The sequence below is a fragment of the Rahnella sp. JUb53 genome, assembly GCF_004346065.1.
Taxonomy (GTDB): Bacteria; Pseudomonadota; Gammaproteobacteria; order Enterobacterales; family Enterobacteriaceae; genus Rahnella; species Rahnella variigena.
Genome location: NZ_SLYT01000001.1, coordinates 541162 through 552809 on the forward strand (window position 1 = coordinate 541162; position 11648 = coordinate 552809).

The 11648-nt window shown below is 52.2% G+C and carries 11 protein-coding genes and 1 CRISPR repeat array; of the genes, 7 read left to right on the plus strand and 4 right to left on the minus strand.

Features of this window, described 5'->3' with window-relative positions; genetic code table 11:
* Nucleotides 1-14 precede the first annotated feature (14 nt).
* Both csy3 and cas6f read left to right on the plus strand, forming a co-directional pair.
* Entirely contained in the window at nucleotides 15-1034 is a 1020-nt protein-coding gene (gene csy3, locus EC840_RS02595) for a type I-F CRISPR-associated protein Csy3 (protein WP_132963911.1), read from the plus strand.
* A gap of 9 nt (nucleotides 1035-1043) precedes the next feature.
* Nucleotides 1044-1598, plus strand: coding sequence for a type I-F CRISPR-associated endoribonuclease Cas6/Csy4 (gene cas6f / locus EC840_RS02600; protein WP_132963912.1), 555 nt, complete (start codon nucleotides 1044-1046; stop codon nucleotides 1596-1598).
* A 493-nt stretch (nucleotides 1599-2091) separates the two neighbouring features.
* Nucleotides 2092-2599: direct repeats of the CRISPR family, unit length 28 nt; unit sequence GTTCACTGCCGCATAGGCAGCTTAGAAA.
* Nucleotides 2600-2644: 45 nt separating this feature from the next.
* Here cas6f and EC840_RS02605 read toward each other — a convergent pair.
* From EC840_RS02605 to EC840_RS02620, 4 genes are all read right to left on the minus strand, one after another.
* Complete coding sequence (locus EC840_RS02605; protein WP_132963913.1) at nucleotides 2645-2983, minus strand: DUF1493 family protein; 339 nt, start codon at nucleotides 2981-2983, stop codon at nucleotides 2645-2647.
* Entirely contained in the window at nucleotides 2977-3417 is a 441-nt protein-coding gene (locus EC840_RS02610) for an STM2901 family protein (RefSeq protein WP_132963914.1), read from the minus strand. Before EC840_RS02610 ends, EC840_RS02605 begins: the two co-directional genes overlap by 7 nt.
* Before the next feature lie 7 nt (nucleotides 3418-3424).
* A complete protein-coding gene (gene tssD, locus EC840_RS02615) occupies nucleotides 3425-3910 on the minus strand; it encodes a type VI secretion system tube protein TssD (protein WP_132963915.1) in 486 nt (161 codons plus the stop codon).
* A 382-nt stretch (nucleotides 3911-4292) separates the two neighbouring features.
* The gene (locus EC840_RS02620) at nucleotides 4293-5306 is read right to left on the minus strand and encodes a helix-turn-helix domain-containing protein (RefSeq protein ID WP_132963916.1); all 1014 of its coding nucleotides are present in this window, start codon (nucleotides 5304-5306) and stop codon (nucleotides 4293-4295) included.
* Between the two features lie 115 nt (nucleotides 5307-5421).
* Between EC840_RS02620 and EC840_RS02625 the strand changes: the two genes are divergently transcribed.
* From EC840_RS02625 to EC840_RS02645, 5 genes are all read left to right on the plus strand, one after another.
* A complete protein-coding gene (locus tag EC840_RS02625) occupies nucleotides 5422-6897 on the plus strand; it encodes an MFS transporter (RefSeq protein WP_132963917.1) in 1476 nt (491 codons plus the stop codon).
* A gap of 197 nt (nucleotides 6898-7094) precedes the next feature.
* Nucleotides 7095-7391 carry a hypothetical protein gene (locus EC840_RS02630; RefSeq protein WP_112291603.1) on the plus strand — a complete coding sequence of 99 codons (297 nt, stop codon included), beginning with the start codon at nucleotides 7095-7097 and terminating at the stop codon, nucleotides 7389-7391.
* An 8-nt stretch (nucleotides 7392-7399) separates the two neighbouring features.
* Entirely contained in the window at nucleotides 7400-7993 is a 594-nt protein-coding gene (locus tag EC840_RS02635) for a hypothetical protein (RefSeq protein ID WP_132963918.1), read from the plus strand.
* A 101-nt stretch (nucleotides 7994-8094) separates the two neighbouring features.
* Entirely contained in the window at nucleotides 8095-9789 is a 1695-nt protein-coding gene (locus EC840_RS02640) for a methyl-accepting chemotaxis protein (protein WP_129638691.1), read from the plus strand.
* A 188-nt stretch (nucleotides 9790-9977) separates the two neighbouring features.
* On the plus strand, nucleotides 9978-11648 hold the full coding sequence (locus EC840_RS02645) for a methyl-accepting chemotaxis protein (RefSeq protein ID WP_132963919.1): 1671 nt from the start codon (nucleotides 9978-9980) through the stop codon (nucleotides 11646-11648).

The window sequence follows — 11648 nt, forward strand, 5'->3', positions numbered from 1 at the left end:
ACAAGGAAAGCACAATGACCAAAACCACCGTAAAAACCGCGTCAGTCCTGGCCTTTGAACGCAAACTGGCAAACTCAGATGCACAAATGTTTGCCGGTAACTGGAAGGATTCAAACGACGCCGGAAAATGGCAACCGATCGAAATTCAGGAAAAAGCCGTGCGTGGCACCATTTCCAACCGTATGAAAAATGCCGCTTCCACTGATCCCACCAAACTGGATGCTGAAATCCAGAAACCTAACCTGCAACGTGTTGATGTCGCGGCGCTGCCGTTCGATGCAGATACCCTGAAGCTGCGCTTTACCCTGCGCGTGCTGGGCAATCTGTCGTCGCCGTCGGTGTGTAACGATCAGGATTATCAGGCTGCGCTGACCGCCGTGATTGATGGTTATCGCACTGAACAGGGCTTTGGAACGCTGTCCGCACGTTATGCGGAAAATCTGGCGAACGGGCGTTTTCTCTGGCGCAACCGTATCGGCGCGGAAGGCATTGCCGTTCATGTCACGCACAATAATCAGCGCTGGGAATTTGAGGCGGACGGATACAATCTGCGCCAGTTCAGTCAGCCCACCGGCAATCTGGCTGAACTGGCCGCAGTGATTGATCAGGGGCTGAGTGGCAAAGAATCTGTGTTGCTGACCGTCGAGGCTTTCGTCCGTTTAGGGGAAGGTCAGGAAGTATTCCCTTCACAGGAACTGGTTTTAGACTCAAGCCGTGAAAGCAAGAAAAGCAAAATCCTCTATCAGGCGGGCGGCATTGCGGCGCTGCATTCACAGAAAATCGGCAATGCGCTGCGCACAATCGATGACTGGTATCCCGATGCGGCAGAACTTGAACTCGGCCCGATTGCCGTCGAACCTTATGGCTCTGTAACCAGCAAAGGCAAAGCCTATCGCCAGCCGAAGCAAAAAATGGATTTTTACACCCTGCTGGATAACTGGGTGACGAAAGATAAAAAGCCAGACACAGAGCAACAGCATTACGTGATGGCGACGCTGATCCGTGGCGGCGTCTTCGGCGAGAAAGGCGAGTAAGGGGCGAGCATGGAGAGTTATCAGGAAATCCGCGTCCTGCCCGATCCGGAATTTGGCAGCGATCTGCTGATGGCGGCGCTGTTTGCCAAATTGCATCGCGCTCTGGGGAAACATGCTGCGGGTAAAATTGGCATCAGTTTTCCGCATTACGGGCAGAAACCGGGCGACATCATCCGGCTGCACAGCACGGCTGCGATACTGACGGTCTTCGGCCAGACCTTATGGATGAAGGGGCTGAATGACCATGTGGCTATCAGCGAAATTCGCGATGTCCCGGCGAATGCGCAACATTGCTGCTTTAGTCGCGTGCAGGTGAAAAGCAGTGCGGAAAGACTGCGCCGCCGGTCTGTGAAAAGAGGCTGGTTAAGCGAAGAGGAAGCCCTTGAGCGTATCCCCGACAGCAAATCGCAAATCACTTCACTGCCGTTTATTCACGTGAAAAGCCTCTCGACCGGTGAAGCATTCAGATTGTTTATCCGGCGTGGGGCGTTGTTAACAGAACCTGTTGAAGGGGTGTTTGGAGCATACGGGTTGAGTGCGGTGGCGACCGTGCCGTGGTTTTGAGGGCAAGCTCTTAAGGTCAAGGTCGTGGGCTCGCCGCCCACACTGGCCCAGAGACCCGCAGTCGCGCGGGCCTCTGGACTCCACGCTCTTTTCACTGCGCGCTGCCGCAGGCACGACGGACATGTTTCTCGGCTCCTGTGTGTGGCGCAAAATCTTGCCGCGTTGCGGTGCCTTCTCTCGGTCCTGAAGCCTCCGGTCTTCAGGCCGCTCCGTTCAGCAAGATTTTTGATCACGCCAGTCCAGGACGAATAAAACCTTCGTTCTGATTATCTTGCAAAATCAGATGCTAAAGGGAGATCTGTCTTGCTCCTTCCCCTGCGAAGGGGAAGGCCGGGATGGGGTATTAATGGCATCTCAGAAATAACCCTCTTTTTGGGGCTGTTTCTAACTCATTGATTTTAATAGTGCGTAAAAGCTTGAGGAAAAAGAGGGTATTTCTGCCTAAACAGAGATAATCTTTTACAGTTCAATGCGTAAACCTGAAAACCTAACAGTTCACTGCCGCATAGGCAGCTTAGAAATGGCTGAATTAATGCAATTTGCAGAAACAGCCGTTCACTGCCGCATAGGCAGCTTAGAAATGAAATTGGTTATCGGATTGTAGCCGGTTCTGGTTCACTGCCGCATAGGCAGCTTAGAAAAGAAACCCGCGCCCGCCGTCGCAGACCCCGCCGTTCACTGCCGCATAGGCAGCTTAGAAAATGAGCTGAAGGATTTCACGCGTCAGCGCTTCGTTCACTGCCGCATAGGCAGCTTAGAAAGCAAGCCCATATTCAGTTATGGGAAGACAGGGGTTCACTGCCGCATAGGCAGCTTAGAAAGCAAGCCCATATTCAGTTATGGGAAGACAGGGGTTCACTGCCGCATAGGCAGCTTAGAAAGCATTGTGAAGCTTCACGATGACGTCATTTCGGTTCACTGCCGCATAGGCAGCTTAGAAAACGCATCACATAAACCGTGGTAGCAGCGTCCAGTTCACTGCCGCATAGGCAGCTAAAAATAACCGTACGTTTAAAACCGTCCGAAGACGGCTTTAAAGATTTGAGTCAGTCAAAAAGCCATTTACCCGCTCGTGCGGAATCAGCAAGCATTTGAAGAGTTAAAGGGATAGGTTCTTCGTAATCACCGCCACATGAACAAAATGCAAAGATTGAAAATCCTGATGCTTCTGCTGGCCAGTATTTCTCGAAATCAAAGTTAGCGGGATCTACTTTGAATTTATCAAAATACTCTTTCATGATGTCGTCACCTGTTTCACACGCCCACACATAATCGCCGGTAGAAAGACTTGTATTAATAGTGACAGGCCAGCGTTTTTTAGAAAAGAAACCGGGCTGATTAAAGCGTTCATTGTACCAGTCAATGATGTCCTCATTGCTTACCATAGGCGGTCTTTCTCATTGGCAATCGTGTTGTAGCGGTTCGTCGCTTTATAGGCGATGGTAACCACATCGTCAGCTAATATTACCCATCCAACAAAGGGTATCCACCGACCAACAAATGCCCCCAAGTTTGAAACATAGGAAAATTTTAAGCGTCGGATGCTACCATTTGTCAAGGTACGCCATTGTTTGACTTCAATATTGAGCCACTGCCGCAGATGATAGCTAAGTATAGACGTCCCCGGTGTCGCGTTGAGCGGTTTAGCACGCGTTGCCTTCATTGGTTGACCGAGCATGATCAAAGCAAGGTTTGCTAAATCTGCCACCCCGATTTGTTTTCCCGTTTCATCAAGAAAAACCCAAAAAAATAATTCACCTGGTGATAAGTTTGACAATCCACTGAAATAATAGCCATTAGCTTGTTCTGTCGTGTCCATACTTTACTTATCCTGTTACACGTTCATTCCATGCGTCACTGTATTGAATGTTTCCATCAATGAAATGCCAGGTAATTTTGTCGTATCTCATCTGGATTTGTTCTTTATGGCCTACGTTGATTGCAGTTTTAGTGTCATGCATCATGGGTGTCACTGAGACAATTTTTACTCCCTCAAGCGACATATTGTAATATTCAACTTCCTGACCTGCGTCATTGATGGTGTACCACTTAAACTCAGCAGACTGTAATGTTTGTCCTGTCGCCACTGCTTTAAACAGATACGGTGAAGAACTATCAAAGTCCTTTTCAAAAATGAGCGCACCATGAATACGCGTGCCCGTGAGTTTTCCTGTATTTCCATCAGTAGGAATGTTGACGTTGTGGCTAAAAGATGTGACTTCGATTGAGTGTTCACGACCATTGACGTCAACTGAACCCTTAATAAGTGCGCCGCCGTCGTCTTGTAACCACAAATAAGCTGGAATCGCCATTTCATTAGTCCTCAATTGGGTGAAACAGCACACTAGCTTTTTAAATAGAAAATAATTGTGTTTTAACCTTCAACTTATTATTTTTCAGAAAGTTAGTACATCGAACAGATAAGTAAATAATCGTCAATTACGCCAGCAAACTTAGTTACCTGTAGGCAACCCTCTTTTTTACGCTATCTCTAACGCATTGATTTTAAATCTCCGAATCACCAATAAAAATGAGGGTGTTTCTGCCTAAACAGAGATAATCTTTTACAGTTCAATGCGTAAACCTGAAAACCTAACTGTTCACTGCCGCATAGGCAGCTTAGAAATTCGCTTTATGCCGCTGAAGCGGCTTTTAGTAGTTCACTGCCGTAAAGCCAGCCTTTGAACGCAAAACTCACCCCACCAAATCCCGCTCAACAAACCCCTTCCGCCATTGTGTTGGTGTCGTCCCCAGCCGCTGGCGGAAATGATGCCGCAACGTTTCCGGCGATCCAAAACCGGCCTGTTCGGCGACGCGGTCAATACTCAGCGTGCCGTTTTCCAGCAGGGCGCAGGCTTTTTCCAGCCGCACGCTCAGCATCCATTCGCCGGGCGTGGTGCCGGTTGCATCATGGAAACGACGCAGGAAGGTGCGGCGGCTCATTCCGGCTTGTGCAGCAAGCTGATCAATCACCATGGGCGTATTGAGATGGCTGCGTAAATCATCAAGCAACGGGGCGAGCGTTTTTGCCGGATACCGCGGAACCGGTTGCTGGATCAGCTGTGCCTGATTTCCTTCACGCAGCGGCGGTGTCACCATCCGGCGTGCCGTGCGATTCGCCACTTCAATGCCGTAATCGCGGCGGATCAGATGCAGACACAAATCGACGCCCGCTGCACCACCGGCAGAGGTAATGATGCTGCCTTCATCGACATAAATCATGCCGTGCTCAACCTGCACTTTCGGGAATCTTTGTGCCAGAACATCGGTGCTGTTCCAGTGCGCAGTGGCGCGTTTGCCGTCTAGCAAACCGGCAGCGCCAAGCACGAAACTCCCCGCGCAAATCGATACAATCCGTGTGCCGTTGCTGTGCGCTTTTTGCAGCGCGGCAATCAGCCGGTCAGAGGCCGGTTCGTGGATGCTTCGCCAGCCGGGGATCACAATCGTTCCGGCATCTTCCAGCAGTTCCAGCCCGCCATCGACCACCAGCCGCACGCCGCCTTGTGCGCCGAACGTCCCTTCCTCGACCGATGCGACGGCTAAGTCGTACAACGGCTCGCCGGTGAGTTCATCGGCGCGGCCAAAGGCTTCGACGGCAGTGCCGAATTCGAAGGTACACAGACATTCATAGGCCAGCAGCACCAGCCGCCGGTTTCGCGGAGCAGGATTGCGCGGGGAAGACATCAGGGGCAGACCAGCGTTTTGCACACAGGGAAAACCATCAGGTTGGCATAATCTTGACGATACATGGCATACGGGCTGATTTCTACTGTGCCGCCAATCTTTCATGCTGTGTGTCTTTAACTCATCGCAGGATTTAAGCATGAAGAACACACTGGCGCTGATGGCCGTCTGCCTTGCTGCACTGATGTCCGGGCTGGAGATTTCCAGCGTTCCCGTTTTATCACCGGTACTTGAACAGGAACTGCATGCCAGCTTCCGCGAACTTCAGTGGATCATGAACGCCTACACGCTGGCCTGTACCACGGTGCTGATGGCGACCGGTACGCTGGCGGACCGCTATGGCCGGAAACGGGTTTTTATTATCAGTATTATCGCCTTCGGGCTGACTTCGCTGATGTGTGGTCTTGCCACAAGTTCGCAATGGCTTATCGCCGCGCGTTTCGCACAGGGGCTGAGCGGTGGCGCAATGCTGACGTGTCTGATTGCGATATTGTCTTCGCAATTTCCGCAAGGAAAAGCGCGCAGTCAGGCGTTTGCCGCATGGGGGATTACGTTTGGTTTCGGCCTGGGATTTGGGCCGATCATCGGCGGCATACTGGTCGCGTGGTTTAACTGGCGCTGGGTGTTTCTGGTTCATGTTTTTATCGCCATATTGACCCTGATTCTGGCGCTGAAAAACGTGGTGGAATCCCGTGACGGACAGGCTAAAAAATTGGATCTCTGCGGATTAATCACGTTATCGGTCACGGTCATGGGCGCAACGTTTCTCATTACTCAGGGCAGCAGCCTGGGCTGGGGCAGCGTCATCGCGCGTGCCGTTCTGCTGGTGACCGCCCTCAGTGCGGCGATGTTTATCTGGATTGAAAAACGTCATCCGCATCCGATGTTTGATTTCTCTGTATTCCGCGTCCGCGCATTTTCCGGTGCGCTGATGGGCTCGGTGGGCATGAATTTCAGCTTCTGGCCACTGATGATTTATCTGCCGGTGTATTACCAGAGCGGACTGGGTTATGACAGCGTCACGACCGGTCTGGCATTGCTGGCCTACACGTTGCCCACGTTGCTGATGCCACCGGTCGGTGAAAAACTGACCGCACGTTATGGCGCGTCCCGCATTATCCCGTTCGGGTTATTCACTATCGGCGCGGGCTTTATCCTGATGCTCATCGCCGTCGTTCATCATCTGAGTTTATTGCCGGGCGCACTGCTGGCAGGCATGGCGCTCGGGCTGACCAATACGCCGGTCACGAACACCACCACCGGTTCCGTCGCGGCAAACCGTGCGGGAATGGCGTCGGGTATTGATATCAGCGCGCGGCTGATCACGCTGGCTGTCAACATTGCCCTGATGGGGAGTCTGCTGGTGGCAGGAATTGCCGCCAGCCTTAAAAAAGTTATGCCGGCAGCGGGAGAGTTGTCTTCGCTGGCAGAACGTATTGCAGGCGGATCGGTGGTTGAAGGATTACAAACTGCGCAGATTGCTCAGGCGCTGACGGATGGCTTTGCCGTCATTCTGATCTATGGCGCGGCGGGTGTGTGGATCCTGGCGCTGATGAGTTATTTCCTCTTCAACGATAAGGGTCGGCGTAAAACGGTAACGTGCGAGCCGTACTGACTTTAAAAATCAGCGTTGCAGAATGTCTCGCGCTGTTCTGCGTAACCTCTTCCATTTGCCTGAAAAATAATTATTTTTCCTGCGCATCATTTTACTGCTTATGGCGTTATAGCCCTGCGGGACGGGGCTTAACGAAAAAAACGGGAAGCCAAATGATAATTTGATTAAGTACGACAACTGGCGTACATTGAGGCCACATGAGTTTCAGAGAGATCAAATGGAAGGTGATCGAATGTTTAAAGAATGGAAATATTGAGTTTGAGGCACGACGCGGGATTCAGCTTAAGAATTTGTTGAGTACGGGCGACATCTCGCCCTATGAAGTGGCTGCCTTAATCGGCAGGGCATCTGGAGATAATTATCAGATTCGTCCCTACCATTTTGACAGCAGTATTGATGTCCATATCATCACTGTCAGTAGTGCCGGAGTACCCTGGTACATCAAGTGGTACTTTACAGAGCCTGCCAGTGTTTTTATCAGCGTTCATCATTAAGGAATAATATGATTATTTATAAAGTCGGAGACGAGAAAAAGGCGGTGTGTAACGTCTGTGAGGCTTTCCGTACGGTGAGTTATCAGCTGCGCGATGTACCGTTCGATGACGGCAGCGGTATGGTGAAAAATATCATCGCGGGCGTGTGTAAAACCTGCGGCAACGTCGCGGTGATCCCTTATCAGTCTGTGCCAGCTATCAAAAAGCAGTTGCAGATACAACGCAAAGCCGTGGAAAGCCGTGTGCCTGCGCACATGATTGATCTGCTGAATATGGCGAGTGCGGAATTGGGGGCAACCCCTGATTTCGTGCCGTTATTGCTTAAATATTATATCCATCATCTGGCTTCCAGTCCGCAAGGCGCAATGCGTCTGGTGACTATGCTGACGTCCGAACTGGCGACCGGTCTGGCGAATAAGCGTCTTTCGCTGAAAGGGCGTGAAATCGGCAATGATATCGAAAAGCTTAAAAATTTGTCCCAAATCGACAACACCACCGAATTACTCAAGGGTGTTGTGCTGACCATCCATAACGATCTGCTGGTGAACCCTGACGCTCAACGCATCGCGCTGTTGAAGAGTTTTGTCGCCACTGTTGCCTGACCTTTCGCGTCTCCCCGAAAAAATCCGATCCTCATCACATAAAGTTCCCTCACTTTCTGCCGATAACTATTAAAGATAAATTCAATTCAAAAAGGAACAACATGTTTAACCGTATGAAAGTGGTCACGGGGATCGTGATCTTACTGGTGGTCTTCGGTGCTTTACAGTTGGTATCCGGTGGCCTGTTCTTTAAATCGTTGAAGACAGACAAAGACAACTTCACCACGTCTCAGCAGATCCGCTTACAGCAGGCAGAATTCAACGCCAGCTGGATTTATCTGCTGCAGACCCGTAACACGCTCAACCGGGCGGGTATCCGTTTCATGCTCGACGCTAACCAGATGGGCAGCGGTGCCACGGTGAAAGAGCTGGTTGATACGGCGACGAAAGATCTGCAAATTGCCGATCAGCATTTCGCCAACTATCAAAAAATCCCGGTGGATGCCAGCCAGAATCCGCAGTTCGCCGCCGATGCCAAAAAGCAGTATCAGGTTCTGCATGATGCGCTTTCTGAGCTGATCGAGCTGATTGGTCTGGGCCGCATTAACGACTTCTTCGAACAGCCTACACAGCAATATCAGGACAACTTCGAAAAAGCGTTCGTGACCTATATCGACCAGAACGATCACCTGTACAACGACGCGGTGAAAGTGAGTGAAAACTCCTTCAAACACGCGATGTGGATGCTCGGTTCTGTCCTGATTGTCTTGCTGGTCTTCATCATTCTGGCCTGGACCGGCGTGCAGCGGATCCTGATCCATCCTCTGAAAAATATCGTTGAAACCATCCGCAAAATTGCCACCGGTGATCTCACGCATGAAATAGTCGTGAAAAGCCGTAATGAAATCGGCCAGCTTGCCGATAGTCTCAGGTACATGCAGGACGAACTGATCCGCACGGTTACCGGTGTACGTCACGGTGCTGATGCTATTTACAGCGGCGCCAGCGAAATTTCGGCGGGTAACAGTGATTTATCTTCCCGTACCGAAGAACAGGCATCGGCGCTGGAAGAAACTGCCGCCAGCATGGAACAGCTGACCGCGACCGTGAAACAGAACGCCGAAAACGCCCGTCAGGCCAGCCAGCTGGCACTGAGCGCGTCAGAAACCGCGCAGAAGGGCGGCAAAGTGGTGGCAAACGTGGTTGATACCATGAATGACATCGCCAGCAGCTCGAAGAAAATCACCGACATCACCGGTGTGATCGACGGAATTGCCTTCCAGACCAACATTCTGGCGCTGAACGCCGCGGTTGAAGCCGCCCGTGCAGGTGAGCAGGGACGTGGATTTGCGGTTGTGGCAGGTGAAGTGCGTACCCTGGCGCAACGCAGCGCGCAGGCAGCAAAAGAAATTAAAGGGCTGATTGACGATTCTGTCAGCCGCATTAATACCGGTTCAGTACTGGCAGAAAGTGCCGGCGAAACCATGAATGACATGGTGAATGCCGTCACACGTGTGACTGACATTATGGGCGAAATCACCTCGGCATCTGATGAACAGAGCCGCGGGATCGAGCAGGTCGCACAAGCTATTACTGAAATGGATCGGGTGACGCAGCAGAACGCCTCACTGGTTGAAGAATCCGCTTCCGCTTCGGCGGCACTGGAAGAGCAGGCCAGCCTGCTGACGCAATCTGTGGCGGTGTTTACGCTGAGTCAGACCACAAATAACAACGTGCGCCAGAACCCGGCCTCTTCGGCAAGGCTGCCTCTGTTGACTCCGAACCTTTCAGGTTCTAAAGCCGGAAAAGGTGGAGCACAAAGTACAGATTTAACTGAGAACTGGGAAACCTTCTAAGCACGTACGTCAACATCGCTACCCAAAATAGTCAGGTTTGCAGAAAGGCGGCAAACGAGGAAATCCCGATGAGCTTACTTCAGTAAGTGATTCGGGGACTCAGCGCAGCCAACGACTCTGCAGACCTGAATAACAAGGGTATTAAGAAATAAGGTGCCGGTCAGGGCTGACACCTAACGAGGTTATCCATGTTTAAGCACATCCGTGTGTCCACCTGCATGTTTTTGTTATTGATAGTATTTTTTGTGATGCAACTGGTGAGCAGTGGCTTATCACTTTATGCCGCCCACACGGATAAAATGAATTTTGAGCAGATATCGAATACTGCTGAGCAGCGTGACGCGCTGAACCAGAGCTGGTCATATCTGCTGCAAACCCGCAACACACTGAACCGCGCGGCCACGCGTCTGGCGCTGAAACAGCCTCAGGAAACCGTGACGCAACTGATGGTTGACGCGAAAAACAGCCTGAAAAGTGCTGAGGATTCTTACGCTGCTTTCCTGGCGCTGCCACGCAGAACCGAAAAGGCTTCCGAGCTGACCACCGTTAACAAAGCCAGCTACGAAGCACTGCACGGCATGTTGCAGGTGCTGATTGATTCGTTATCGCGCGGTGACATGGAGGCGTTTCTCGCCAGTCCGACGCAAAAATATCAGGATCAGTTCCAGCAGGAAGTTGGTAATTATGTCGCCTATGTCAGTGGCCGTTTCCAGCAGGCACAGACCCAGACTGCGGCGTCTTATCAGAGCGTGATGATCAACACCACGGTGATCACACTGTTGTTGCTGGCGCTGACCGCCCTGGCGCTGGTCGTTACCCGCCGGATCCTGTTCCGTCCGCTGACCACCATGCGTGCCCATTTTGACCGTATCGGTTCCGGCGATATTTCTGCGCCGATCGTGGCGGAAGGGCGCTACGAAATCAAAGTGATGCTCGAAAGCCTGCAACAGATGCAGACCTCGCTGGCAGAAACGGTGCGTACTGTGCGCCACGGCGCTGACACCATGTTCGCTGGCCTGAAAGGCATCGCGGCGGGCAATACCGATTTGTCTTCGCGTACCGAACAACAAGCCTCTGCGCTGGAAGAAACCGCCGCCAGCATGGAACAGCTGACCGCCACCGTGAAGCAGAACGCTGAGAACGCCCGTCAGGCGACACAGCTGGCGCGTGATGCATCAAATACCGCAGAAAAAGGCGGCGAACTGACCGGCAATGTGGTGAAGACCATGAATGACATCGCGGGCAGTTCGAAAAAAATCAGTGCCATTACCAGCGTGATTGATGGCATTGCGTTCCAGACCAACATTCTGGCGCTGAACGCCGCCGTTGAAGCCGCCCGTGCCGGTGAGCAGGGGCGCGGATTTGCGGTGGTAGCCGGTGAAGTGCGCAGCCTCGCACAACGCAGCGCACAGGCCGCGAAAGAAATCAAAGCGCTGATTGATGAATCTGTCAGTCGCGTCAGCCAGGGTTCCGTGCTGGTGGAATCCGCCGGTAACACCATGGATGACATCGTTCGTGCCGTGACCCGTGTGACCGACATCATGGGCGAAATCGCCTCAGCCTCAGACGAGCAAAGTCGCGGCATCGAACAGGTTTCTATAGCCGTCACGCAGATGGATCAGGTGACGCAGCAGAACGCCACGCTGGTTCAGCAGGCTGCTTCTTCCACGCATACGCTGGAAGCGGAGTCTGAAAACCTGACCCGCGCGGTCTCGGTGTTCCGTCTTGCCTCCGCCGGGAGTGCTCAGCCGCGCCACAACAGTCCGGCGCAGGGCTTTACACCACGTCAGGTGGCGCAACCCGCGTTAATTGCGGCGCCCGCGCGAGCAGGTTCTGCGGATAACTGGGAAACCTTCTGA

Bases quoted from the DNA above. Each gene is read 5' to 3' on its own strand.
- csy3 (WP_132963911.1), top strand. From the start codon at position 15: ATGACCAAAACCACCGTAAAAACCGCGTCAGTCCTGGCCTTTGAACGC.
- cas6f (WP_132963912.1), top strand. From the start codon at position 1,044: ATGGAGAGTTATCAGGAAATCCGCGTCCTGCCCGATCCGGAATTTGGC.
- EC840_RS02605 (WP_132963913.1), bottom strand. From the start codon at position 2,983: ATGGTAAGCAATGAGGACATCATTGACTGGTACAATGAACGCTTTAAT.
- EC840_RS02610 (WP_132963914.1), bottom strand. From the start codon at position 3,417: ATGGACACGACAGAACAAGCTAATGGCTATTATTTCAGTGGATTGTCA.
- tssD (WP_132963915.1), bottom strand. From the start codon at position 3,910: ATGGCGATTCCAGCTTATTTGTGGTTACAAGACGACGGCGGCGCACTT.
- EC840_RS02625 (WP_132963917.1), top strand. From the start codon at position 5,422: ATGAAGAACACACTGGCGCTGATGGCCGTCTGCCTTGCTGCACTGATG.
- EC840_RS02630 (WP_112291603.1), top strand. From the start codon at position 7,095: ATGAGTTTCAGAGAGATCAAATGGAAGGTGATCGAATGTTTAAAGAAT.
- EC840_RS02635 (WP_132963918.1), top strand. From the start codon at position 7,400: ATGATTATTTATAAAGTCGGAGACGAGAAAAAGGCGGTGTGTAACGTC.
- EC840_RS02640 (WP_129638691.1), top strand. From the start codon at position 8,095: ATGTTTAACCGTATGAAAGTGGTCACGGGGATCGTGATCTTACTGGTG.
- EC840_RS02645 (WP_132963919.1), top strand. From the start codon at position 9,978: ATGTTTAAGCACATCCGTGTGTCCACCTGCATGTTTTTGTTATTGATA.